Below are 25,663 nucleotides of genomic sequence, written 5' to 3'. Positions count from 1 at the left end.
GCTTTTTATTATTATATACTATTCAAGGTATCCGAAATGCCTGAGCTTGAGCTTTTCCTTTCTCCAGTTGTCGGCAACCTTTACATGTGTTTCCAGAAATATCTTTTTGCCGAAAAAAGCTTCCATGTCTTTGCGGGCGTCCATGCCTACCTTCTTGAGTGAGCTCCCTCCTTTACCGATCAGGATACCTTTCTGTGAATCACGCTCTACATAGATCACCGCACTGATGCGAATGATGTTTTCATCTTCCTTAAAAGCCTGCACCGAAACCTCTGCGCTGTAAGGAATCTCCTGGTCGTAGTTGAGAAATATTTTTTCACGAATGATCTCTGAAGCAAAGAAGCGCTCTGTACGATCGGTAAATTCATCCTGCGGAAAGTAGGGCGGATGATTCGGCATTAACGATAGGAGTTTAGGGAATAAATCCTGAACATGTTCTCCGGTTTTTGCCGATACCGTTACGATTTCGCGGATATTGGGAAGAGAACTTTTCCAATACGCAACTTTATCCGCTACCTGCGTGCCTTTGCCCAGATCAATTTTATTGATGACCAGCAGAATGGGAGTTTTTATTTTTTGAAAGCGTTCAAACAATTCCTGCTCGTATGTGTCTTCGAGTGCAACCACCAGTAAAATAGCATCAGCATCTTCCATCGATACCTTTACGTAGCTCATCATGGCTTCATGTAAAGAGTATTTTGGTTCGAGAATACCGGGAGTGTCAGAATAAACTATCTGAAAATCGTCACCATTCAAAATTCCCATGATGCGATGGCGCGTAGTTTGTGCTTTCGCAGAGATGATGGAGAGGTTTTCTCCCATCAGTTTATTCATGAGTGATGATTTGCCTACATTGGGTTTACCAACAATGCTCACAAAGCCAGCCTTAAAAGATGATGATACCATAAATGATTTTGCAAAGGTAACTTGTTTTTTAAATGTGAGCGGTCTACTTTTGCAAACGATTTGAGGAAAGGCAACAAAAATCAAATCGAAACTATATCGCGGGGTGGAGCAGTTGGTAGCTCGTTGGGCTCATAACCCAAAGGTCACAAGTTCGAGTCTTGTCCCCGCTACGATAAAAAGACCTCTAATTTCAGAAATTAGAGGTCTTTTTTTTCTTTAACTGAAGGCCACTTCGAGCCTTTAAAAGTTTTCACACCAACCCGATGTTCACTATAAGCATTGCCGGACTTTAGTTGAGGCGATTGGTGTGGGTTCACATCTCTCACATGATCATTTATCATCCTTAATATAATTTATGTCTCATGAACTATATACATCTGCACCAAGTATACGACAAGTTGATTTATAGTTATGTCAATTGAGAGGGTTCGAACACTCTTGATAATCAATTAAGAAATTTCAAATTGTTAAACACATGAATATAACCCCATTTATATCTCATATAGATAGCCGCGAATTCACTTATCCAGATGGACTAGTCGATAACAAAACTTAAGCAACAACATTCTATCAGCCCAATCAGAATAATACCCTGTCATTAGCTTTTTGATCTTCCTTTTTTCAGACGTCAGAGTCTTCATTAAAGCCATCGATTCACAATTTTGCTACACTCAATCGGAGATACAAAACCTTTATAGACTTCTAATGCAGTGGAACGGGACATATTAAGGACATACGGACTTTCATGTTTTCATACATTTGTTGCAAACGATTCCACAATGATCCGCAATCGTTGTGGAAGATTGAAATACCTGTCTTTTTATACGAGTAACTGGAGAGGAATTAAAACAACAGATACACATGAAGGATTTAAAGCTTATAGCATTCTTAGGTATTATGATTGCCTGCGCACCATCACTTTCCGCGCAAAACAGAAATTGCTTCTTAGATGATTTCGAGCCCAAAACTGCCGTTATCCCGACTTCAATAGTTGCAAATAAAACTACCAACGCACCAAGTGTAACGGTTACCCTATTGGCCGATACACTGGGTAAAATATCTAAATATATATTTGGCAATGCCATAGCATCCTGGATGGGGAATAATACTGGCAACGCCACATTTGTGAAAAACACGCAGGCATTGAATCCGTCTTTGATCCGTTATCCGGGAGGAAGTTGGGGCAATATCTTTTTCTGGGATGGAAAACCGTCCGATTTGCCCGACTCTATCTATGATGGCACGACAGGCAAAAAGGCAAAATTTTTTGCAATCTCAGGAAAGAACGACTGGCCCACTACCACGGATAATTATTACCTGTTGCGCGAGCAAACTCATTCGCAAGGACTCATCACAGTCAATTACGCTTATGCCCGTTATGGATTGAGCAATAACCCGGTTGCGCAGGCTGCTCATCTCGCGGCTCAATGGGTGCGTTACGATAATGGACGGACTAAATTCTGGGAGATCGGAAATGAAAATGCCGGCCCGTGGGAAGCTAGTTTTAAGATCGATACAAAAGTTAATAAGGATGGGCAGCCTGAAATTATTTCCGGCCAGCTATACGGTCAACATTTCAGGGTCTTTGCCGATTCGATGAGAGCGGCTGCGGCTGAAGTCGGAGCAACAATATATATCGGTGCACAAGTATTGCATTTCGATGGCTCAACAAGCTGGAATTCGGTGGATAAGACCTGGAACGCAGGAGTGTTTAGTGAAGTGGGTGATGCTGCCGATTTCTACGTCATGCACAACTATTTTGGAAAGGATTCAAACGCGGATAATTTGTTGTCGATAGCTGCCACTGAACCAAAGAAAAATATCAGCTTCATTCAGCAGGATATTATTGACAAAAACGCATTCCCTAAACCGGTGGCATTAACCGAGTATAATATGGATGGCAATGCAGCCGGCTCGGGCCCGCTACATTCCTATATTAATGGAATGCAGGCTACCATTCTGTATAATGAATTAATAAAGAACAATTTTGGATTAGGGGCAAGGTGGTTGCTTGCTTCAGGTGATGATGGCATGTTTTATCAGGGCAACAATAGCAGTTTGCTGTGGCAGCCACGACCGGATTTTTACTATTCTTATTACCAGCGGAAATTTACCGGTGATTATGCGATTCCAGCCACCTCAAATAACGCAGATATTTTAGCGTATGCCTCTAAATTTTCGTCGGGCGAAACAGGGGTTGTGATTGTAAACAAAGGAAAAATTGCCCAGGTTGTTAAAATAGATCCAACGAACATCGGTGTTGGGAATCAATACTATTGTTATTCTTTAACAGGTGGAAACGACAATGGCGATTTTTCGCAGTTTGTATCCGTAAATGGTGTGGGCCCGGAAGGAACGCAATGGGGCCCACGCAAAAACCTTGAGACGATTCCGGCAAATGCCTTTTCAATCGGTGCTGCCATTAAATTGGACGTTCCCGCTCGGTCGGTTCAGTTCGTCATGATCGAAGCCGGTAATAACCAGCCAACAGTCACATCCGTTGCCAGTGAATTAAAAACTGAACAGGGTCTGACTAATTATCCCAACCCATTCTCCGGTTTAACAACCATTCAATTCCAAACTTCTGCAAAGGCATTGGTCGTATTGGACGTTTTTGATTACATGGGAGGGAAGATTTCCACCTTGGTCGACAAAGAACTGCCTACCGGAATGCATCGAATTGATTTTAACGGAAGCTCATTGCCCGCCGGATTGTACTTCTGTCGGTTAAAAGTTGGGAATTATTCAACAACGGAGAAAATGATCCTTGTAAGATAAACCTATGCATCCAAAACGATAACCTCGTTATACTTGTAGCAAATGATCCGCCCTTTATTTGCTTCCGGTCTATAGCAAGCGGAGACAAACTCATGTTTTTATAGGATGAATATAAATCTGCGGAATCTGGTAGATTGGTGCTCAAGAAGATACGAGGGTATCTTTTGATTCACGATACATACTGTTGGATGAATTTACTGCATAATGGAAATAAGGTTCATACTGTTGATATCGCTGGTCAAATTCTACTTGCATAATAGTGCCCAGGTCATGAATAATTACCGGCTGATTGGTAACACAATCAATTAGTACTGCACCATTCTCGGTGAGCTCAAAGATTTTCAGAAAATTGGTTCGCCACATTTCGCCAATCATTCTTACTCTAAAACATACATTGGCTTTTCTATCGCGTAACTCATAGAGTAGCTTACGTAATTCCAGAATGGATATTGAAGTGATATGGTTTTTCATAGTCTTTAAAGTCAGCGAATTAAACCATTAGGAGGTCTAAAATTTTATGCCATGTCATATTGTGGGCATGTATCCGTTTTTCGAGGATGCTTGGCTCGTATTGCAGACTTGAATTGTGGATTTTTTTTCGGATAGCTTGGGGGTAGATCTGCCGATAAGTGCTAACAAAGTACAAACTCTACTTATTGAAATTATTGAAATGGCTTTATCTGTACTCAACCTGTTCTACTTCTGGCATTGCTCACAATTGTGTTTAATTGTGCCTGGGCATCTAATACATCCAGTGATCAAATGGCTGATGTTGTTAGTACTACCGATAGCTTGTACCTACCTCCGCTAGACAGGTATCTTGGCAAGGAGGTGCAGGTTTTGCTCGCCGATATAAACCCTGATAACTACGAGAAGTTTTTTATAGGCGATTCGTCTGAGTCATTGAACGGAATTATAATCCGGTTTAAAATCAGTGGGGCAGCGATGTACATTTACTTTATTCCGTCAGAGGTTCATAATATTGGAAATATATCGGCTTGCAATTGGGAGCGGGTAAAGAAAGAGCGGATTGCCCGAATAGAGATATATAACGATCAGGAGCTTGTAACACGATTCTACCAGCATTAATAACATCAATCGTTATCGACAGCCGTTATTTCAATTTTTTTATGGGATTCAGCATCCGTGTTATCTGCCGATGCAGGTGTACCGTAATATAGATGATCTTCCACTTCCAACAACAGCATCATCTCAGCAAAAAATAAATCTGCTTCTGTTTCATCAAATACAATGTCACTACGATCATACCGGTGGAGTAGCATTCCCAGAGTATGAACGATGCACAAGATACATCGACTAAAATCTACGAGCTCAAGATAATAGATGAGCAGCATATCGCGTACGGCCTGGCCGTATACAAAGCGCAAGTTTAAGGTTTTCATTTTTCTGAATTGTGTAAGTAAAGATCCCGCTCGTTGCGACAACGGTATGTCAGTGGTTTCTTCTCGTAATCGTTTAATGTATATTTCAATGGACTGTTTGCCCGGGTGGCTCATACCGCTGCAACGGAAATGCAGGTAAAAGTAAAATAAGTTTACTAAATTGGTAAATTTAGTTTACTAATTTAATGTTGAGAAATGCTATGAAAATTGATGATCGTTTGAGGGAGTTTGAGAAGCTTAGTGAAAACAACTGGCAGCGATTGATCTTCAGGTTACGAAAGCACCTGGATATCTGGGCACAGAAAAAGATCAAACCTTCGTGGGGTCAGATGAAGCTCTCTTATATGCCTGTGATCTTTAATATCTCTATGGAGGGAAGCACAGCGATAGAAATCTCACGGAAGTCAAAGATTGCCAAGCAGGCGATGAGCCGAACCGTAAATGAGCTGGAAGAGAAAGGCATGATCACCAGCAAGATCGACAAGAACGACAAGCGCAGTGAACGACTTGAGCTTACGGCAAAGGGCAAGCAATTGGTGCTCGATGCACACCTTGAGCTTTTAAAGCTTCAGGAGGACTATAAGAGCCTGGTGGGCGAAAGGAACCTGAAGATTGCTGTTGATGTGATAAATAAGATCATTGAGCACCATGAAAAATTGAATGCATCCGATGATGAGCAGTATGTGGAGGAGTAAACATATCAAGTCGTTCATCACTGTTTTATGCTTACTCCCCTGGCCAGATCGTCATCGTATTCAATATGGCTTCTATTCAATTACGATGTTGTATTTATCGAGTAATCCTGCCAGGCCGTGAAGTGTAAACTTTGCTTTTTTGATCTGATTATTCTCCGGGTCGATGGAAAAATTAGAGGCAGTGCGCAGATCGGCCTCGTTTACTATTGTGCGGTCAAAGATGGAGCCTTGTAAATCGCAGTCGTGAAATATAGCCTTTGTGAGATCGGTTTCTGTAAAATCTGTTTCCTGTAGCTTACATCCCAAAAAGCGAGTGCCTTTGAGTTTCAGTTTATAGAATGAAGCGAAGTTAAGAATGCAGTTCTCGAAGGTAAATGATAATAAAAGCTTACTGCATTCATCGAAGCGCACACCGAGTTGTTTGCAATTGCGAAATATAACCGTGCGAAAAGATGCGCCCCCTACTTTCGTCATGCTGAAATCGCAGCTTTCAAATGTGCATTCCGTGAAAATTACATCGCTCAACATGGTCTCTGCAAAATTGCAGTTGCGAAATGTACAGTTTTCATACTCTCCTTTTTCGAGTGTCTTGTTAGTAAAATCAAGACTGGTAAAATCGTTCCCTTCCTGGTAAGCTCGGTTCATGAGAATTATTGACTGCAAGCAAAATATGATTGTAATATAGATAAATCCATTTCTTGTACGTAAAAATACGGATACGATTATCGGTATTTACCTTAGTATGGTGTAAGTAATACTCAGGAATACAAACTTGAGTCAATCCATATATCTTGCTTTTAGTATTCCCCAATAAGATTTATTTCAATGAAGAAAACGATACTGGTCGTAGAGGATTTTACCAGCATTCGCAATTTCCTGTGCGATACGCTTGAGCGTTCAGGGTACACAACCCTGGGTATGTCTAACGGTAAAGAAGCTTTTCAATTGTTACAGAGTGGTACAGTTGCAGTAGATCTGGTGCTTTCAGATTACAACATGCCTGAATGCTCCGGACTTGAATTGCTTCGCAAGATTAAAGCTGAACCTCAACTGACTTCCATTCCGGTTATTTTTCTGACAACAGAATCTGATCCTGAGAAAATGCGTGAAGCGCAACGCTCTGGATTAGCTGCCTGGATAAAAAAACCTTACCGCGCAGAAACATTCTTCGCGCAGCTGTCAAACGCAATTATGAATGGACGGTAATCAAAAGCGGTTCATTGAGGATACGCTTGAATTGCTGAATGAGCTTGATGAAGGGCTTATGCAACTGGAAGCTAACCCTCTGGCTACCGCTCCGTTAGAACAGGTTTTCAGAACCATGCACACCATCAAAGGTGCGGCCAGTATGTTTGGTTTTGATAACATCAGCCAGTTGGCGCATCACATTGAAACGTTATTTGATCATGTGCGCAAAGGCAATCTGCAAATAACAGACAGACTCATCAGCCTTACACTGCATGCTTTTGATAAAGTGCGATACCTGCTTGGTAAAAACGATGTCGAGCGCATTATCCATTCAGCAAAACTGGATGAGAATCTCCAACAAGCCACAGCTTTTCTACAGGAAATTGAGCAGGCATCGGTAAATTCGCTGGAGGTTAAGCGCGTAGAGAAGCGACCTATAACAACCTATGTTATTCGCATTACGCCATCCATTATTCTCATGGCTGATGGTAATCATCCACTGCCTTATCTTGTAAAAGACCTTGAAACACTGGGCACAACAACGGCCTGGCTACACCAGGAAGATAATACTTTAGTATACTGGACGGTTATTTTGTTTACGGCGTCAACTCCACTGGAGATTGAGAGCTATTTTATTTTTGTAGAACACGAGTGTACTATAAAGCTTATTCATCTGGCCAACGAAAATCTGCAGGATGATACGGCACTGCACACCATTGTAGTTCGATTTCATGAGAAAGAAATTGGAGAGGAAGAATTGCGGGCATGGGCGCAGAAACGAAAATTATCGCAGGTCCCCGTCAGTACAGCATCACAGGCAGATGCTATAGATAAAAAATTTACACACGACAGTGTGATACGCGTAAGCAAGCGGAAAATTGATGACCTGATGAACTGGATCAGTGAGCTGGTTATTCTTCAGGCACAGGTACTCAACGTGGCGAAGAATAGTCGTATAGCAGAGCTTGATGAGCTAACTGAACGATTGGAAATGGTAACAGGCCACCTGCGCGACACATCGCTGGAGATCGGGCTTGTGCCTATTGAAACGCTGGTAACAAAATTCAAGCGTCTCGTACGCGATCTTTCAAAGTCGCTGGGCAAGAAAGTAAATTTTATATCGGTTGGTACCGAGACAGAGATGGATAAAGATGTGATCGAGATGATGACTGATCCCATCATGCACTTGATACGCAATGCCATCGATCATGGTATAGAATCTCCGGAAACAAGGAATTTCCTTGGTAAATCAGAACACGGCACTATAAAGTTAAAAGCCTATCAATCGGCAGCATCCATCAATCTGGTAGTGAGTGACGATGGCCGGGGTATAGATAAAAACCGTGTTTTCAGAAAGGCTGTAGCGCAAGGTATTGTGGAAGAGACAGCTGTACTTTCGCAAGAAGAGATATATAATCTTATACTGCATCCAAGCCTCTCAACCTCTGATATTGTTTCCGATATATCAGGGCGCGGTGTTGGTATGGACGTAGTGAACCAGCGCATTATGGAATTGCGTGGCTGCATCACTATTTCCAGTACTCCGGGTGAGGGAACTTCCTTTCATATAAAATTACCGCTCTCACGTTCTATAATCGAAGGCTTACTAATGAAAGTGGCAAGCACACACTATGTAATGCCGCTGAATACTATAGAAAGCATTGACAGAATACCGTATGCTTCCCTGGATCGTGAAGGACATGTCAATACAGATATACTTGTAAACAACGAGTTGCTGAATGTATACTCGTTGCGGAAGAATTTCTATGCACATGAGTTGCCACCCAAAACAACAGATATTATATCGGTATACGTAAACGGCAATCGAAGAGGGATAGCGGTAGATTCTATTCAGGGAAAGATACAAGCCGTATTGAAACCCTTGGGTGAGTATTATGAACATCCAGATTTTATTTCTGCCAGTACCATTCTGGGCGATGGTACCATGGCGCTGGTGCTTGACCCGCAACGATTATTCTCTTATCAAACATTATAATCTTCTATATGCCGCACCGTGCTATACCTCAGGCGTATCTCACCTTCTTGCTCGGCGATGAAAAATTCGCCATCCACGTTGATCATGTGCAAGAGATCATCGAGTTAAAAGATGTTACGCGTATTCCTGATACACCGCATTATATGCTTGGCATTATTAACCTTCGCGGCAAAGTGTTGCCATTGCTGGATACCCGGATGAAGCTCGGATTACCGTCTTTACCAAGTACCTCTAAAAACCGAATCCTTGTTCTCAATATAAGAGAAACTGACGAACGTGTTATACAAGTGGGAGCGCTGGTAGATACAGCGAGGGAAGTGAATGTTATTGAACAAAAACAGATACAACAGCCGGCAGATGTAGAAAATTACAGGAAGGCTACTGCGGTTACCGGTATTGTAAATGATCAGGGAGACATCACTATGATTCTGGATGTAAACAAAGTATTTGCCCTGCAAGGCGTGGAGATTGTGCCTGCAGCGGAGTGATAAAAAAGATATTAACCTACCAGTATGCTAAACAAACTTACCATCCGCAACAAACTGATCCTGGCATTTGCCGCACTCATTGTGTTAATGACCGTGATCTTCATTATGTCTTTCATCAGAATAGGCAACATGAACGAACGTATAAGTGCCGTTATGAATGGCACGGTAACACAGCTCAGCTCCATTACAAAAATTCGGCAAATGGTTAACCGCATCATGCGCGATCAAAAGAAAATTATTATTGCTTCAGATGATCGGGAGATGAGTGAGCTGGCCAGAGGTATAGAGTTGAGTATAAATCGTGCGAACGATGAGTTTGAGGTGCTTAAGTCGTTAAGCAAAGGCGAGTTGGGGCGAACTGCGGCACAGATGGAAATTAAGTATAATGATTTTCTAAAAACGAATAATGAGATTATAAAGCTGGCATTCGAAAACACAGAAAACGTTGCTAAAAGACGTTTGTTTACTGAAGGGTATGCCGATTTTATTAAAGTCAATTCAACATTGGAAGAATTGATCAGTGAAGTAAATCTCCGCGGTTCGAAAGAGCAGCTCAGAGAATTATCGCACATCCGCGATTTGTTTGCCACGCTTTACAATGAAGAAAAGACAATGATCCTTGCTGGCGGTGCAGCACAGCGTGAACTTGTGATAAAAGAAGCTGCAGATGTAGAAAACGAACTGGAGCTGGCCATAACACGGTTGGGCAAAATTACAACTGGTCAACTGGGTGTTTTACTGGATAAGTATAACAGGCAATATTCGACATTTTATACTGTACATAAGGAAATTATGGATCTGGCATACCGTGCAACAAATAGTCTTGCATTGGATATATCCAATAAATCAGGTGACGAGGCGGGTGCGGAACTTACCAAATTAATTGATATATACCTTGATATTGTTAATCAGCAACTTGCTCGCGAAGGCGAAGAAACAGCAGCCATGTATCATAACTCGATACAGATTATGAGCATTATCGTTTTTGCTGCCATTACCATTAGTGTGTTGATGGGCTTGTGGTTGCTGCGCGGTATAATGACGTCATTGAATATAGCAACCGGTGCTGTGAAGAAATTATCAGCCGGCGATTTCTCCGCTGATGTAAAGATTACTACCGAAGATGAAATTGGATTAGTGTTGATGGAGCTTCAGCGAATGATCGAAAAATTACGCGGCTCTGTACAAATTGCCAAACGTGTTTCCGGTGGCGACTTGATGATTGACTTCAAACAGCGGAAAGATCATGGCGGAGAGCTTGATGAAGCCCTTGAGCAGATGGTAACAAACCTGCGTAATATAGCTACTACCATATATAATGGAGCCGATAATGTTACCGCGGCAAGTCAGCAGGTGGCATCAGCATCTCAACAGATGTCGCAGGGTGCCCAGGAACAGGCCAGTGCATCCGAAGAGGTGTCATCTTCAATGGAACAGATGGCAGCTAATATCTTACAGAACACAGATAACTCGCGCGAAACAGAAAAGATATCAAACAAAGCGCTGCAGGATATTCAAGAGGGCAGCCGCTCGGTATCAGAAGCTGTTGATGCTATTACGATGATTGCCGATAAGATCGCGATCATTGAAGAGATTGCTTCCAAAACAGATCTGCTCGCGCTTAACGCTGCCGTTGAAGCAGCTCGGGCCGGCGAGCACGGTAAAGGATTTGCCGTGGTAGCAGCAGAAGTGCGCAAGCTTGCCGAGCGCAGTCAAAAAGCAGCGGCAGAAATCAACGAGATCTCGGCACGTACTGTAAAGCAAGCCAAAGAATCAAAAGAACTGTTGTTAAATACTTTGCCGGATATAGGCAAAACAGCAGCGCTTGTGCAGGAGATTGCCGCAGCCAGTGTTGAGCAAAATCTGGGAGCAAGCCAGGTTAACAAAGCCATACAGCAACTTTCGCAGGTAACGCAGGGCAATGCTTCGGCAGCTGAAGAGATGTCGTCTAACGCTGAAGAGTTAAGCTCCCAGGCAGAAGAATTGAAGGCCGCCATCAGCTATTTTAAAATTGATGTTGATGGTAGAAATACCAAAAATATGCGCAACGCTAAAAAAGGTTACTCGGTAAATCAATTCCGCCAACGCATTCCGATGCACAACGGAGGTGTCGATCTGAAACTGGATGATAGTGTGAGAGATCAGGAGTTTACAGAATTTTAAATTTCATTAATATAGGTATGGGGGATTTTGATATTGGGAAATGGTATATGAAGCGGGGGAAGATTTTCTTATACCTGTTATTACTGATTGCTTTTTTTCTGCTGACGAAATATGTCGTTGGGGTTGATGTTAAGAATTGATTGAGTACCTCGTTGCCGATATGACGCACCTTGATTTAACAACCCTCAAAATGGATGATGCCAGTTTTGAACGGCTTAGTCAGTATATTATAAAAACGTATGGCATCAAGCTGCCGTTGGCCAAACGATCAATGCTGGAAAGCAGATTGAATAAGAAAGTCCGCACGCTGGGCATGGATAATTATGCCTCGTTTGTAGACTATATATTTAGTGATAAAGGACGCGAAAGTGAACTCTTTCATGTAGTTGATCTCATAACAACCAATAAAACTGATTTCTTTCGCGAGCCCGCTCACTTTCAGTTTTTATCTGATACATTTTTGCCAGCCAGTATTCATGAACCACGTTTTCAGAGTTTGAAGGTATGGTCTGCCGGCTGCTCTACCGGAGAAGAGCCCTATTCGCTGCTCATGGTATTGGAAGAGTTTAAAAGGAAACATGTATCTTTTAATTACTCAATGCTGGCCAGCGATATATCGGTGCGCGTTATGCAGAAAGCGCATCAGGGTATTTATCATGCCGATCGTATAGAGGTAGTTCCTCCTGAATGGCGGCCAGTTTATTTTTTGAAAGGTAAAGATAGCCATCGCGGCCTGGTACGTATAAAACCTGTATTCAGAAGCAGAATTGCTTACAGGCGTATTAACCTGATGGAAGCATTTGATACTATGCGATTGGGTTCATGGGATATAATTTTCTGTCGCAATGTATTGATCTATTTCGACCGGGTATTGCAAGAGCAGGTAATTCGAAAGCTTGCAACGTGTCTGAATCCCGGTGGATTGTTATTTCTTGGACACAGCGAATCTATTATGGGAATGGATATGCCGCTAAAACAGATCAGGCCAACTATATATAAGCTTTCACATGGAGCCGCTTAAGCGTTACTTTTTAACCAACGGACAGTTCATGATCACAAATGTTCCTGCGCAGATATACACTGTGCTGGGGTCATGTGTTTCAGTTTGCCTGTGGGATAAACAGCGCATGTTAAGCGGCATAAATCACTATCGCATGCCAGGATCTCCAGAAAGTACTCCGGCTGATCCTGACCAGGGATACGCCTCTGTAAACATGCTGATCCGTTCCATGCGTAATCGCGGAGCAAGTATAGGATCCATGGAAGCCAAGGTATTTGGAGGTTGCAACTCATGGGTTGGAGACCACACTCTGTTTTCTGTTGGGCGGAGAAATATAGAAGTTGCCGTTGCGCTGATGGAGGAAGCCGGAATTCGAATTGTGGCGCAACATACAGGTGGTAATTATGGCCGGAAGATTATTTTTAACACACAGACAGGTAAAGTAAGAATGTTTATTCTGAACAGATCAGCAGCAGAGGTAAACGAAGTGATCAGCCGTGGATTTGGATATTGACGCTGCCCGCTGCTCCGCATTTTGAACCGTTGATAGCGGTGTAGAAAGTGAATAAAAAAGGCGGAAGCCACTTTTTCCTATTGTTGTTTATATTTGGCCTTCGTTAGCGGTAACATAACATCTCGAACTACGATACAGCAAAAGTTAAGTTGATATTCCGTTGTTTTGATTCGCATTTTAGCCCAAGGAAAGAAGGGAGGCCTGTGCCTTCCTTTTTACTTTCAGAACCAGGCTGTACAATTATCAATCCCAATATGAGATGTGCAAAGGTTGATATGATGCGACCAAGGATTGAATCTGACCTATAAGGGGCATTTATGTTAGCGGTATAGGGTTTGTCTTCTGGAGACAAGTGAAGTTGAAAGGAGAACAACTGTATGATCTACAAAAGACAAGCAGAAATTCCGATCAGTGTTCTGTGGGATTACCGGGAATTTAAACGCGATGAAACAGCGGTGCCCCACTTACCCTACATCGATGTACACAATGTTAGTGAAGTTACCGAGTTTGTGCGCGAGCATGGACTTACTCCAGTGGAACTTACCGTCATTAAAAATACAGCCTTGCTAACGGATGGCAACCATCGCATCGTTGCTGCTAAGCGATTAGGATATATAGCTGTGCCTGTTGAGATCGTTGTGCACTTTGGCAGTGGCGTAGATATGTTTTACGAACACACCTTGAATCGCTTTCGGCCTATCGATGAACCGCTGGAAGCCTGGCTCCGCAAGGTATTCTTTGAAGTCATTTAACCCGCAGAACGTTAGTTGAACAGTTTTTCCAAATCTCTATTCAGTATCGTGATCCTGCTATCGAAAGATTTATAAAAGTATATTAAGCATGCACCTGCAATATTACCAGCCGCTAAAGCAAATCCGGTAGATATGCTGCAATATGAATGGCAGCAGGCATGCTATATTGATCTTAAAGCACAAGCTCTTTGATCAATATCCAGCAGCCCATAGCGAGCACAAACCATCCAAACGATTTGCGCAACTTAATATTCGAAATTGAACCGGAGAGTTTGTTGCCGATGAGTATACCGATAATGGCGAGTACGGTAATGGAGAGCAGAAAGGACCAGTTCATACTATAATTCATCACATCGCCCAGGAAACCCACCAGCGAGTTAATGGCAATGATGAACAATGAAGTGCCTACTGCAGTTTTAAACGGTAGCCCGGTAAGTAAGACGAGCGCCGGTATAATAAGAAAGCCGCCACCTGCTCCAACCAGTCCGGTAAGAAATCCGATCAGTATACCTTCTATTAACACGAGGAACGTTCTGAACCGATCGTCATCTTTCTGTAATTCCCTTTTACCGCGAATCATCGAAGCTGATGCCAGAATCATGAGTATAGCAAACATGCCCAACAGAAGAATGCGCTTGGTGATAACAACCGAAGATGTTTGCAGAATAATTTCAGGTATAGCAGGAACGATCCATCTACGCGTAATAAAAATGCTAACGATGGAAGGTATACCGAACAAAATACCCGTGCGGATATTTACCAGGTGCTCTTTGTATTTGGGAACAGCTCCCACGAAACTGGTGATGCCAACAATAAACAGCGAGTAAGCGGACGCTATAACAGCATCCATGTGAAACAGATAAACAAGAATTGGAATGGAAAGAATCGACCCTCCTCCTCCTAACAATCCCAAAATCAAACCGATGCAGACAGACGCGATATACCCTATAATTTCCATAAAAACCTTTGCGCCGGTTGTGTTGATGGATCACAACCGGCCAGGATTCTGCAAAGAAAAACTTATTTCTGTCTAAAAAGAACTTGTCGAGTAAGTCGGTAGAGGTTAGCGAAGATTGAAAGGATAAGAAATATTATAGCCTGTCGTACTCTACAATAAACGCATCGGGGAATTTACCCTTGAGCTCTTCGCGGAAATCTTCTGCTTTGGCACGCGATGAAAATTTGCCAAGAATAATTCCATAATATTTAATGCCGTTTATCACTTTTACCTGAATCGTAACCTGCTTTTTGTAAGAGTTTTTCAGGTTATCTGAAAGGCGCATCAGGTTTACAAGTTCCTGATAAGTGCCGATCTGCACCCCAAACCCTTTTGGTGTAAGGCGTGTGATTTCAAATTCATAAAATTCTTTTTCTTCAACCATCACGTGTTCAATAGGTCTGCCCGGATCGCTTGTTTTGCCATCTCCCGGATCTACAATTTCAAGCTTTACATCGGCCACACCTTTGTTGGTGAAGCCAAGCTCTTCAGCAGCTTTACGCGAAAGGTCTATGATACGTCCTTCCACCCAGGGGCCACGGTCGTTGATCGTTACTTCAACCGATTTATTATTGGCCAGATTCGTAACGCGCACTTTCGTTCCGAAAGGCAATGTTTTGTGAGCACCCGTCAATTTGTTATGGCGGTATTTTTCTCCGCTGGCTGTAATAACGCCATCAAATTTATCAGCATAAAAGGAAGCTTTTCCTGTTTGTACCTGAGCAAATGAAGCAATGAGTAGAAAGTAAAAGAAAAGGGTAAAGAATATTCTTCTCATAATTATTGGTTTAGCGGCCAAAAATAAAAGAGTGCTCCCAATTATTGGAACAATTATCCGGCAGATTGAAATGTGAAAAGAAATATTGTCTGTATTCGCATTCGATTAGTGAATTATACAATTAAAGTATACCTTTGCCCGGCAAATAATGAATCCTAATATTATTTGCCATGCCGCTCGATAATTCAAAATTCCTCTTCGAGGCGCTCACGTACGATGACGTGCTTCTTGTACCTGCGTACTCTGACGTTCTGCCTCGCGAAACTTCCACGACCAGCTTTCTCACCAAGAACATTCAGCTTAACATTCCGATTGTGTCTGCTGCAATGGATACTGTTACCGAAGCAGAGCTTGCAATCGGTATAGCGCTCGAAGGAGGTCTCGGTTTCATTCATAAAAACATGAAGATCGAGCAACAGGCAGAGCACGTCCGCAAAGTGAAACGTTCACAAAGCGGTCTTATACTCGATCCCATTACACTCGAAATGCACGCCACCGTTCGCGATGCTGAAAAGATCATGCGCGAATATCGCATTGGTGGTATTCCTGTAGTAGATGAGAACGGAAAGCTGGTAGGTATCATCACCAACCGTGATCTGCGCTTTCAAAAAGACATGAACGCCCCGGTGGAGAAGATTATGACGAGAGAAAATCTCATCACAGCCTCGGAAGGCATAACGCTCGATCAGGCAGAAGGAACCCTGAAGCGGTATAAAATCGAGAAGCTGCCTATCGTTAATAAAAAAGGTAAGCTTACCGGGCTTATTACCTTTAAAGACATTCAGAAGAAAAAGAACAAGCCGAATGCATGCCACGATCAATTTGGCCGCCTGCGTGTAGGGGCTGCGGTAGGTGTAACACCCGATATTCTTGAGCGCATCGAGGCGCTGAAAGTTGCCGGCGTTGATGTTATCAGCATCGATACAGCGCACGGTCATTCAAAAGGTGTAATGGAAGCTGCCAAGCGTGTGAAGAAGAAATATCCGGAGCTTGACCTGATCGTAGGAAATATAGCGACCGGTGATGCAGCAAAAGCACTTGCCAAGATAGGAGCCGATGCCGTGAAAGTAGGCGTTGGCCCGGGAAGTATATGTACTACCCGCGTAGTAGCCGGTGTAGGATTGCCACAGCTCAGCGCAGTATACGAAGCTGCCAAGGCTGCCAAGGGATCGGACACCAAGATTATTGCCGATGGTGGTATTCGTTTCTCCGGAGACCTGGTGAAAGCGATCGCTGCCGGTGCAGACAGTGTTATGATCGGTTCGTTGCTCGCAGGTACGGAAGAAGCTCCCGGAGAAGTGATCATTTACGAAGGAAGAAAATTCAAGTCCTACCGCGGCATGGGTTCACTGGAGGCCATGGAAGATGGCTCAAAAGACCGATATTTCCAGGATGTGGAAGACGATGTGAAGAAACTTGTTCCGGAAGGAATTTCGGGCCGCGTGCCCTATAAAGGCTTGGTGTCAGAAGTGCTGTATCAGTTAGTAGGCGGACTTAAAGCTGGTATGGGCTATTGCGGAGCAAAGAATGTTGAGAAGCTGAAACTGGCAAAATTTGTAAAAATTACCTCGGCCGGAGTAACAGAAAGTCACCCGCATGATGTGAGCATCACCCGGGAAGCCCCCAACTATAGCCGTAAATAGTTTCAGGGCTACGATCTGTGCGGTTATTGTCAGTTTAGCCGCATAGGTCTACACAGAAGATTGTTGTTGAATAAATCTTACCGATTTATTCCTATAATTGCGGAGCCAATCATAGCTTGATTGGCTTTTTTTATCTGCAATGCGAACCAAAGCCATTACCCGATTGCTCTTTCTGGTGGGTGTTATCACCTGGCTGGCTTTGCTGTTTACGGATATTTCCATTGTTTTTAGCTCTTCGAACGCCAATATCAAGCAGGAACTGCCCACATGGCTGCCTGGGGTAATCCTTAATCTGTACATCCTTTCGGTCTTTTATTATTTCAAGCTCAAAATTGAACGTGACGATGTACTCAACTTCGTGGACCTGCTCTGGCGGGTATTTGCTACAGGGCTTGTTTTCACCGTAATCTCATTGGGGTTGCGACTGCTTGAATTTCTGATGGGCAGTACGCGCCTCACCACCAATGTTGTTTTTAAAGACCTTATCTACCTCATTAACCTGGCGTTGATGATCGGCTTTTTGCTCATGGCCTTCACCGCTTGGAAACGACTCATCTTATATCAAAAATCGAAATGGCTGATCCGTCTGTGGGCTTTCTTTGAGATCGGCCTTTTGCTTTCGCTGCTTTATAACACCTTCAAGTTCCCCATGGTACAGTGGCTCTATGGCACGCTGATGGGTGTGTTTGTTGTAGTAGGTCTCATTTTATCAGGAAACATGAAGTGGGTGGCATACCTCAACTTCCGCCAGAAATGGACGAGCCTTCTGCTGCTATTGCTTACTATATTTTACCTGCTATATCTGTTTTATACAAACAGCGCCCTGGCAGAAGGTATAGGGATGGTGGCACCGAACTTTACAGATTATCGCTACCACATATTCATTCTTTCGCTAATCGTTTTTGTTACAATTTATAGTTCGTTCTCGTTCCTGGTAATTCTGTTCAACCTTCCTACCACTTCGGTGTTCGAGCAGAAGCTGGAAGAGGTCGTGAATTTTCAACGCATCAGCCAGTCTATCCAAACGGAGCAGAGTGAAGAAAGTGTTTACAACATTCTGCTGGAAACTTCAGTGAGTACCGTGTTTGCAGATGCTGCCTGGCTTGAAGTAAACAGCAAGCAGCTTAACTATAAATTATTTACCTATAAGATTACCGATAAAGAAGCGCATGATATTATAGCGCATCTCAAAAATCATAATGTAAAAGGTATCCTGGAACAGAGCAGTGATAAAACAAAAAATTTATCCAAACATCTCAGCTCACTGAAAGGTTCACGCTTCCGTTCCATTCTTGCTTTTCCCATCTATGTAAAGGGAGAAAACATTGGAACACTGGCGTTGCTAAAAGAATTGCCCGAAGGATTCAATAAAGAGATGACTAAGATCGTCTCAACATTTGCGAACCAGGCTGGAATTTCCATTGAGAATTTCCGGTTAATGGAAGAAGCACTGCAAAATGAGCGTTATAAGGAAGAACTGAAAATCGCCAAGACGGTGCAGAAAAGCTTGCTGCCTGATGTTCTTGAAAAAGATAATGACTTTGAAATAGCAGCTTTCTCCGAATCAGCCGATGAAGTAGGAGGAGATTATTACGATACCATTCGCATCAACGATCATCTGGTAGGACTTATCATTGCAGATGTATCCGGTAAAGGAACTACCGCGGCCTTCCACATGTCGCAGATGAAAGGAATCTTTCACAGCGTGGCACAGGAAGACGTGGAGCCAGATGTATTCATGGTGCGCTCGAATCAGGCGCTGGTATACTGCCTCGAGCGCGGTTCGTTCATATCGGCTATATATTTTGCCATTAATACCCAAACCAAAAAAGTTCGCTACGCCCGCGCAGGACACTGCCCTATATTGTATTTCTGTGCAGGCCAGGAGCACGCGGTATATTTTAAAGATAAAGGTATAGCATTGGGTATGGTGCGCAACAAAAGCTATAAAAACTTTATCCAGGCCAATGAGTTTGAATATCATTCCGGCGATGTGATGGTATTATATACCGATGGTATTACGGAAGCCAAAGACAACAAAGGCGAAGAATTTGGATACGAGCGACTGGAGCAGGTAGTGAATGAAGTGCGGTCGAAAAGCCCGAAAGAAATTCAGGAGCATCTCATTCACAAGTTATATGAGTTTACCGGTACAGAGAACATAAATGATGATTACACCACCATGATTGTCAAGTTCAAGTGAACGGAGAAGAATTGAAACGAAACAGAGCGTAAAAGACGTTTTTCAACGGCTCGCAGTAGGAAAACAGCCGGGATGAAACGGAGTAAACATTAAGAAACAAACAACGTTAATAACCTATGATCCACATCAAGAGAATGCAGGAAGATGGAACGGACGTCATTGCACTGATTGGCGAAATAGACGCGAGTTCTTCCATAGAGCTTGACTTGGCTATTGCCAAAAGTGTGGGCGAAGGATATACCAAGATCCTTGTGGACTGCGGGGCGCTCGAATATATTTCATCTGCCGGATTAGGTGTATTTATGTCGTATATCGAAGAGTTCAAAGACCGCGACATCAAAATGGTGTTGTTTGGTATGAGCGATCGGGTTGCGAATACATTCAGTATTCTGGGGTTGAACGAGCTACTGCAAATTGGAAAAGATAAGGTAGAGGCAAAGCAAATGGTGGCATGAACTACACGTATAAAGTTGGTTGCAGCATTGAAAATCTGAAGGGCGTACGCGATTTCATCCGCACGTCACTCAAGAATCATAGTGTTGCAGATTTGCAGATCAGCGAGATCGTGCTCGCCATCGATGAGATGTGCTCCAATCTTATGATTCATGCACATCATTGCAATCCTGACGATTTGTTTGAACTGCACATCGAGATCGATAAAAATAGCCCGGTGGTTTTTGAAATTGTAGACGATGGAACTGTTTTCGATATCAACCAATTTCACGAGCCGGCCATCGATAATATAGTTCACCAGAAACGCAAAGGAGGTCTGGGTATACGCCTCGTGAAATCAATTATGGATAAAATTGAATACCAGAACCGCAGTGGCCGCAACGTTTGCCGTTTAATCAAAGCCGTTCACTATCAATAAAACTTTTCTTCGAATCCTTAACCTATGATGATACGATTTGCAATCCTGGCATTGCTTTGCAGCGCTACAATTACAAGCGGCTTTGCGCAGGGCAAAAAACAGAAATCGCCAAAAAAACTCAACATCTTTACCGTTAACAAGCAACCCGTAACTACGGAAGAGTTTATATACCTCTACAAGAAAAATCACCAGAACAAAACAGAAGATTTTACCAAAGAGAAGATCGAGGAATACCTCAACCTCTTTATCAACTTTAAGTTGAAGGTAGAAGAAGCAAAGAAACGCGGCTACGATACTACCAAAGCATTCGCCAAAGAATTTAATCAATATAAAAGCGAACTTCAGAAGCCTTATTTACCGGATTCAAAACTTACTGATAGTCTCGTGCGGCTCACTTACGACCGCATGAAAGAAGAGATTCGCGCATCGCACATTCTCATCAACGTAAAACCCGATGCTTCGCCTGAAGATACCCTGAAGGCTTACAACAAAATCATGGAAATCCGGAACAAGATCGTTAGCGGTCAGGAAGATTTTGCCAATGCAGCGGCTCAATATTCGGAAGATCCATCCGCGAAAATGAACCTGGGAAATCTCGGGTATTTCACGGCAATGCAAATGGTATATCCGTTTGAATCGGCAGCCTATAATACCCGGATCGGAGAAATTTCCCAGCCGGTGCGCACTCGTTTTGGTTATCACATCATCTACGTGGCTGATCGCAGACCTGCCCGTGGCGAAGTGGAGGTATCGCACATCATGATCCGCACTGGCGACAACAAAGACAATGAGAAAGCGAAGAATACTATTTTTGATATATACGATGAACTGCGGGCCGGAGTAAAATGGGACGACCTCTGTAAGCAATACTCGGAAGACCCGGGTTCAAAAGACAATGGTGGCAGGTTGCGCCAGTTCGGTGTAGGCACGATGGCCAGCATTCCGGAATTTGAACGCGTAGCGTTTTCACTTACCAAGCCTGGCGAAATATCAGACCCTTTTCAAACGCAGTATGGATGGCACATCATGAGATTGGAGCGCAAGATTCCGCTTGCCAGCTTCGAAGACCTCAATGCTTCCCTCAAGAATAAGGTGAATCGCGATGAGCGTGTGCAAGTGTCAAAACAGGTGCTGGCAACCAAGCTGCGCAAGCAATTTCAATTTACAGAACAATCTGCCGTCAAAGAAAAAGTGCTTGCGCTGGCTGATACTTCCCTGCAGAAAGGGCGATGGAAAGCTCCGGAATATCCTAATGCCAGCAAGGAAATTCTGTACTCACTCAACAGCAAGCAATATACTGTGAAAGACTTCCTGGAATATGCACAGAAAAATCAGAAGATCAACTCGCAGCCGCCAGCAAAGTATTTGGAAGACCTTTACAACCATTTTGTAGATGCAAACATCCTAGCCTTGCAGGAAGAAAAAATTATGCATGAAAACCCTGAATATACCTATCTGTTGAAGGAATACTATGAAGGCATTCTGCTTTTTGAGATCATGGAGAAAGAAGTTTGGAACAAAGCTTCGGAAGACTCTGTAGGGCAGCACCGGTATTATGATGCGCATACTGCCGACTATAAAGCCGGGGAGCGTGCCCGGGCATCGTTCTATTTTACGGCTTCTAATGGATTTATGGAAGAATTGCGCCCGCTGTTGCAGGCTGGTGATGAGAAGAAGATCCAGGAGTTTGTGGCGCAACATAAATTGAAAACAGAAAGCGGCTTCTACAAGAAAGAAGAAAAAACCATTCTGCAGAAGGTTCCCTGGGCGTCTGGCATCTATTCCGTGGAAAATAACGGAATGTATTACCTTGCGTGGCTGAAGGATATACTGCCTCCTGGTAATATGTCGTTTGAAGAGGCAAGGCCCGCAGTAATCTCGGATTATCAGAATTATCTGGAGAAAAACTGGGTAGAACAATTAAAGAAGAAATATCCTGTGAAAGTGAATGAAAAGGGGAAGCAATACATACTCCAGAATCTTCAGCAGAAGTAATACACACGATAAGCGAAATTCGTATAGCCTTTTTGCACCGGGTAGCAAAAAGGCATTATTCTTTTTACCTGTGCTGGTGGGAGCACTGGTAACGGGCTGCGATTTCATAAAAATGAAGACAAAGTCATCCGGCAGCGACGAAGACAGACAGCCTGTAGCGCGGGTAGACAATACGTATCTTTACAAAGACGAGTTGGATGGTATTATTGCTCCCGGCACGAGCAAGGAAGACAGCACCACTCGCGTGGAGGCTTATATAAACAGTTGGGTACGCAAGCAGTTACTCATCCAGGAAGCTACGCGCAAGATTGACATCAATGAAGCGGATGTAGAGCGAAAGATACTCGATTACCGCTACAGCATTATCGCCTACGAATATCAGAATTACTACATCAGGCAGAACATTGATACCATTGTGTCGAATAGCGAGATCGAGACATATTACAAGGCAAACATCGATAACTTTATTCTGAAGCAGAACATCGTTCAGGCTACCTTCATAAAGGTGCCTAAAAATGCTCCGCGCACAGCCAAGATCAAGGAGCTTATTTACTCCAAACGCGAAAAAGACGAAAAGGAACTGAAGTCGTATTGCCTCAGTTTCTCATCAGCCTATCATATATCAGACTCCAGCTGGATGATTTTTGACGACCTGGTGCGCAATTCGCCACTGGTGGAAATACCGAACAAAATCCAGTTTTTAAAATCCAACCCGTATTACGAAACTTCAGACGATGGTTATCTTTACTTTCTGAAGGTTGATCAATATCGCATTTCAGATAACGTTTCACCACTGGAATTTGTGAAAGATGATATACGCAATATCATTCTCAACAAGCGCAAGGTGGAGCTGGCCAATAAGCTGGAAGATGAAGTTTACAACAATGGAGTCAATCAAAAAGAGTTTGAGATTTTTAAGTGATATGAAGACCGTGAGCAGATTAAAATATACCCTGGCAGTGCTGGTAGCTGTATGCACATGGTCAGCAGCGCGGGCACAGGAAACCGCTGACAATGGTTTTGTGGTCGATGAGATTATTTCCAAAGTGGATAATTACATTGTGCTGAAATCAGAACTCGAGCGCGCCTACCAGGATTACCTTACTAACGGAGGTACAGCTTCACAACAGGTGCGTTGCCAATATTTGGCATTGCTTATTCGTAACAAGTTGATGATGGCAAAAGCGGAGATAGACTCCGTTGTGGTGGCCGATGATGAAGTAGATCAATATACCCAGCGCAAAATGGATATGATCATTGCACAAGCTGGTGTATCGCCCGATGAACTGGAGGAACGTTATGGCAAAACACTGGAGCAGATCAGGCTGGAGATACGCGACCAGGAGCGCGAACAGCTTGTGGTACGCAAGATGCAGGAAGAGATCACAAAAGGTGTAGTGGTTACACCTGCCGAAGTAAAGCGTTTTTACAACCGCATGCCGAAAGACAGCTTGCCTTACTTCTCTGCTTCTGTTGAAGTAGCGCAGATCGTGAAAGTAGCCAAAGTAAGTGAGGCGCAGAAGAACTTAACGCGAGCGGAATTGGTAGGTATACGCAACCGCATTCTGGCCGGAGAAGATTTTGCTACACTGGCAAAGAAATACTCAGACGACCCTACAGTAACATCTAACGGTGGCGATATGGGCTGGTCGGGCCGCGGAAGAATGGTACCTGAATTTGAAGCAATGGCATTTAAACTTAAGCCCAACGAGATTTCCATGCCATTCGAATCACCATTCGGATTCCACATTATGCAGCTGATGGAACGCAGAGGAAATGAATATCACTCAAGGCATATACTCATTGCGCCAAAACCCTCCACGCAAGATATTCAACAGGCGAGGCACTATCTCGACAGTGTGAGAAGATTGATTGTTGCCGATAGTCTGAAATTCACAAAGGCAGCGAAAGACATTTCAGACGATGTACAGACAAAAGGTAACGGAGGTTTTTTCAGCGATGGTGAGGGAGGCACAAAATTACTGGTGGATGAACTCGATCCGGTGGTGTTCTTCAAAATCGATTCTATGCAAGTAGGCGGTATATCCGAGCCGATTACCTACCGTACTGATGAAGGTAAAGATGCTGTTCGAATTCTGTTGTATAAATCGCGCTACCCGCCACACCAGGCGTCACTCAATGAAGACTGGTCACGGATACAAGCAGCTACCCTGAACGAGAAAAAAGACAGAATTCTTCAGAAGTGGTTCAACAAAGCACGCAAAGATGTGTTCATCAGCATTGACCCATCGTATGATTATTGTGGAATTTTAGACGAGCACTAAATGACAAAATTCACATCAGATGTTGAAGCAGCCAACGCACTGGCTGCAGCTTACAAAAAGCTGAAAGCAGAAATATCAAAAGTCGTTATCGGCCAGGAAGAAGTTGTACGGCAGGTACTCACCGGAATTTTTTGCCAGGGACATTCACTGTTAGTAGGTGTGCCCGGATTGGCCAAAACATTGTTGGTGCAAACTATAGCTACATCGCTTGACCTCCAGTTCAAACGCATTCAGTTCACACCCGATCTGATGCCCTCAGACATTGTAGGAGCTGAGACGATGGACAAAGAGCGTAACTTTAAATTTGTAAGAGGACCGGTGTTTGCCAACATCGTACTTGCAGATGAGATCAACCGTACGCCTCCTAAAACACAAGCCGCATTGCTCGAGTCCATGCAGGAATATGCAGTGACTATTGCAGGCCAACGCTATGATCTGCCACGACCTTTCTTCGTACTGGCAACACAAAATCCGATCGAACAGGAAGGAACTTATCCTCTCCCGGAAGCACAGCTCGATCGTTTTATGTTTAATATACTGCTCACCTATCCTTCCATGCAAGATGAGATCAGCGTTGTGAAGAACACAACATCAGATGAAGTGAGAACGGTTAACAAAGTGCTTAACGCAGAAGAGATCTCATACTTTCAGCATTTGGTGCGCAGAGTGCCCGTGCCTGATAATGTTATTGAATATGCCGTGAACCTTGCCAATAAAACGCGCCCAGGCGTTGCCGGTAGCTCTGCGGTTGCAAAAGATTACCTGGAGTGGGGAGCAGGTCCGCGGGCATCACAGTTTCTTGTGCTCGGTGCTAAATGTAATGCGCTGCTGAATGGTAAATATTCACCTGATATTGAAGATGTGCAGGCTATAGCGCGGCCGGTATTGCGTCATCGTATTGTGCGCAACTTCAAAGCAGAAGCCGAAGGCATTAGAGTGGATGATCTCATTGGCAAGCTTATTTAAACTTCGTAAGCCTTCTCTGAATTAATTTTAAGTGTAACGTAT

Annotated in this window: 24 protein-coding genes and 1 tRNA gene; 19 read left to right on the top strand and 6 right to left on the bottom strand. The window is 43.4% G+C overall.

From position 1 onward, the window contains the following. Window positions 1-18: 18 nt before the first annotated feature. Complete coding sequence (era, locus tag V7Q33_RS03420; RefSeq protein ID WP_331981623.1) at window positions 19-906, bottom strand: GTPase Era; 888 nt, start codon at window positions 904-906, stop codon at window positions 19-21. 97 nt (window positions 907-1,003) lie between these two features. Between era and V7Q33_RS03415 the strand changes: the two genes are divergently transcribed. Together V7Q33_RS03415 and V7Q33_RS03410 are read left to right on the top strand one after the other, a co-directional pair. Continuing rightward, window positions 1,004-1,076: transfer RNA gene (locus tag V7Q33_RS03415), tRNA-Met, on the top strand. 691 nt (window positions 1,077-1,767) lie between these two features. Then, window positions 1,768-3,684 (top strand): T9SS type A sorting domain-containing protein, encoded by a 1,917-nt coding sequence (locus V7Q33_RS03410; RefSeq protein ID WP_333818909.1) that lies wholly within the window; start codon window positions 1,768-1,770, stop codon window positions 3,682-3,684. A gap of 141 nt (window positions 3,685-3,825) precedes the next feature. On the opposite strand, the gene V7Q33_RS03405 is transcribed toward V7Q33_RS03410, so the two are convergent. Next, entirely contained in the window at window positions 3,826-4,155 is a 330-nt protein-coding gene (locus tag V7Q33_RS03405) for a hypothetical protein (protein ID WP_333818908.1), read from the bottom strand. A 291-nt stretch (window positions 4,156-4,446) separates the two neighbouring features. Between V7Q33_RS03405 and V7Q33_RS03400 the strand changes: the two genes are divergently transcribed. Further along, entirely contained in the window at window positions 4,447-4,773 is a 327-nt protein-coding gene (locus tag V7Q33_RS03400; protein ID WP_333818907.1) for a hypothetical protein, read from the top strand. A 5-nt stretch (window positions 4,774-4,778) separates the two neighbouring features. Here the strand turns inward: V7Q33_RS03400 and V7Q33_RS03395 are convergent, their stop codons facing one another. Beyond that, window positions 4,779-5,087: a hypothetical protein gene (locus tag V7Q33_RS03395; RefSeq protein WP_331981597.1), complete on the bottom strand. Its 309-nt coding sequence runs from the start codon at window positions 5,085-5,087 to the stop codon at window positions 4,779-4,781. A gap of 200 nt (window positions 5,088-5,287) precedes the next feature. On the opposite strand from V7Q33_RS03395, the gene V7Q33_RS03390 reads away from it, so the two are divergent. After that, window positions 5,288-5,782 (top strand): MarR family winged helix-turn-helix transcriptional regulator, encoded by a 495-nt coding sequence (locus tag V7Q33_RS03390; RefSeq protein ID WP_331981594.1) that lies wholly within the window; start codon window positions 5,288-5,290, stop codon window positions 5,780-5,782. A 72-nt stretch (window positions 5,783-5,854) separates the two neighbouring features. Here the strand turns inward: V7Q33_RS03390 and V7Q33_RS03385 are convergent, their stop codons facing one another. Next, entirely contained in the window at window positions 5,855-6,427 is a 573-nt protein-coding gene (locus V7Q33_RS03385) for a pentapeptide repeat-containing protein (RefSeq protein WP_333818906.1), read from the bottom strand. Window positions 6,428-6,607: 180 nt separating this feature from the next. On the opposite strand from V7Q33_RS03385, the gene V7Q33_RS03380 reads away from it, so the two are divergent. The 7 genes from V7Q33_RS03380 to V7Q33_RS03350 all read left to right on the top strand — a co-directional run bounded on the left by V7Q33_RS03380 (window position 6,608) and on the right by V7Q33_RS03350 (window position 13,883). After that, window positions 6,608-6,988 carry a response regulator gene (locus V7Q33_RS03380; protein WP_331981588.1) on the top strand — a complete coding sequence of 127 codons (381 nt, stop codon included), beginning with the start codon at window positions 6,608-6,610 and terminating at the stop codon, window positions 6,986-6,988. Next, the gene (locus V7Q33_RS03375) at window positions 6,978-8,966 is read left to right on the top strand and encodes a chemotaxis protein CheA (protein ID WP_333818905.1); all 1,989 of its coding nucleotides are present in this window, start codon (window positions 6,978-6,980) and stop codon (window positions 8,964-8,966) included. Before V7Q33_RS03380 ends, V7Q33_RS03375 begins: the two co-directional genes overlap by 11 nt. Before the next feature lie 8 nt (window positions 8,967-8,974). Beyond that, window positions 8,975-9,454: a chemotaxis protein CheW gene (locus V7Q33_RS03370; protein ID WP_333818904.1), complete on the top strand. Its 480-nt coding sequence runs from the start codon at window positions 8,975-8,977 to the stop codon at window positions 9,452-9,454. Between the two features lie 24 nt (window positions 9,455-9,478). Further along, the gene (locus tag V7Q33_RS03365; protein WP_333818903.1) at window positions 9,479-11,617 is read left to right on the top strand and encodes a HAMP domain-containing methyl-accepting chemotaxis protein; all 2,139 of its coding nucleotides are present in this window, start codon (window positions 9,479-9,481) and stop codon (window positions 11,615-11,617) included. A 160-nt stretch (window positions 11,618-11,777) separates the two neighbouring features. Then, window positions 11,778-12,638 (top strand): CheR family methyltransferase, encoded by an 861-nt coding sequence (locus V7Q33_RS03360; RefSeq protein WP_331981577.1) that lies wholly within the window; start codon window positions 11,778-11,780, stop codon window positions 12,636-12,638. Then, complete coding sequence (locus V7Q33_RS03355) at window positions 12,625-13,131, top strand: chemotaxis protein CheD (RefSeq protein WP_331981574.1); 507 nt, start codon at window positions 12,625-12,627, stop codon at window positions 13,129-13,131. The genes V7Q33_RS03360 and V7Q33_RS03355 overlap by 14 nt, the downstream gene beginning before the upstream one ends. Window positions 13,132-13,508: 377 nt before the next feature. After that, window positions 13,509-13,883, top strand: a complete 375-nt coding sequence (locus tag V7Q33_RS03350) for a hypothetical protein (RefSeq protein WP_331981572.1) — start codon at window positions 13,509-13,511, stop codon at window positions 13,881-13,883. Window positions 13,884-14,055: 172 nt separating this feature from the next. On the opposite strand, the gene V7Q33_RS03345 is transcribed toward V7Q33_RS03350, so the two are convergent. Then, a complete protein-coding gene (locus V7Q33_RS03345) occupies window positions 14,056-14,841 on the bottom strand; it encodes a sulfite exporter TauE/SafE family protein (protein WP_333818901.1) in 786 nt (261 codons plus the stop codon). 133 nt (window positions 14,842-14,974) lie between these two features. Continuing rightward, entirely contained in the window at window positions 14,975-15,658 is a 684-nt protein-coding gene (locus V7Q33_RS03340) for a septal ring lytic transglycosylase RlpA family protein (RefSeq protein WP_333818900.1), read from the bottom strand. Between the two features lie 170 nt (window positions 15,659-15,828). Between V7Q33_RS03340 and guaB the strand changes: the two genes are divergently transcribed. The 8 genes from guaB to V7Q33_RS03300 all read left to right on the top strand — a co-directional run bounded on the left by guaB (window position 15,829) and on the right by V7Q33_RS03300 (window position 25,621). Further along, entirely contained in the window at window positions 15,829-17,301 is a 1,473-nt protein-coding gene (gene guaB / locus V7Q33_RS03335) for an IMP dehydrogenase (protein ID WP_331981563.1), read from the top strand. A 139-nt stretch (window positions 17,302-17,440) separates the two neighbouring features. Continuing rightward, window positions 17,441-19,504, top strand: coding sequence for a GAF domain-containing SpoIIE family protein phosphatase (locus V7Q33_RS03330; protein WP_331981560.1), 2,064 nt, complete (start codon window positions 17,441-17,443; stop codon window positions 19,502-19,504). Between the two features lie 116 nt (window positions 19,505-19,620). Next, a complete protein-coding gene (locus V7Q33_RS03325; RefSeq protein ID WP_331981557.1) occupies window positions 19,621-19,959 on the top strand; it encodes an STAS domain-containing protein in 339 nt (112 codons plus the stop codon). Then, complete coding sequence (locus V7Q33_RS03320) at window positions 19,956-20,375, top strand: ATP-binding protein (RefSeq protein WP_331981554.1); 420 nt, start codon at window positions 19,956-19,958, stop codon at window positions 20,373-20,375. The genes V7Q33_RS03325 and V7Q33_RS03320 overlap by 4 nt, the downstream gene beginning before the upstream one ends. Window positions 20,376-20,399: 24 nt before the next feature. Then, window positions 20,400-22,370, top strand: coding sequence for a peptidylprolyl isomerase (locus tag V7Q33_RS03315; protein ID WP_333818899.1), 1,971 nt, complete (start codon window positions 20,400-20,402; stop codon window positions 22,368-22,370). Continuing rightward, window positions 22,324-23,292, top strand: a complete 969-nt coding sequence (locus V7Q33_RS03310) for a peptidyl-prolyl cis-trans isomerase (RefSeq protein ID WP_333818898.1) — start codon at window positions 22,324-22,326, stop codon at window positions 23,290-23,292. Before V7Q33_RS03315 ends, V7Q33_RS03310 begins: the two co-directional genes overlap by 47 nt. Before the next feature lie 10 nt (window positions 23,293-23,302). Further along, the gene (locus tag V7Q33_RS03305; protein WP_333818897.1) at window positions 23,303-24,655 is read left to right on the top strand and encodes a peptidylprolyl isomerase; all 1,353 of its coding nucleotides are present in this window, start codon (window positions 23,303-23,305) and stop codon (window positions 24,653-24,655) included. Beyond that, window positions 24,656-25,621: an AAA family ATPase gene (locus V7Q33_RS03300; RefSeq protein WP_333818896.1), complete on the top strand. Its 966-nt coding sequence runs from the start codon at window positions 24,656-24,658 to the stop codon at window positions 25,619-25,621. The last annotated feature ends 42 nt before the right edge of the window (window positions 25,622-25,663 follow it).

The organism is Ohtaekwangia sp., assembly GCF_036786105.1.
In the GTDB taxonomy this organism is placed as follows: Bacteria; Bacteroidota; Bacteroidia; order Cytophagales; family Cyclobacteriaceae; genus Ohtaekwangia.
The sequence above is the reverse complement of the archived record's forward strand: the minus strand, read 5'-3'. Positions and strand labels throughout refer to the sequence as shown.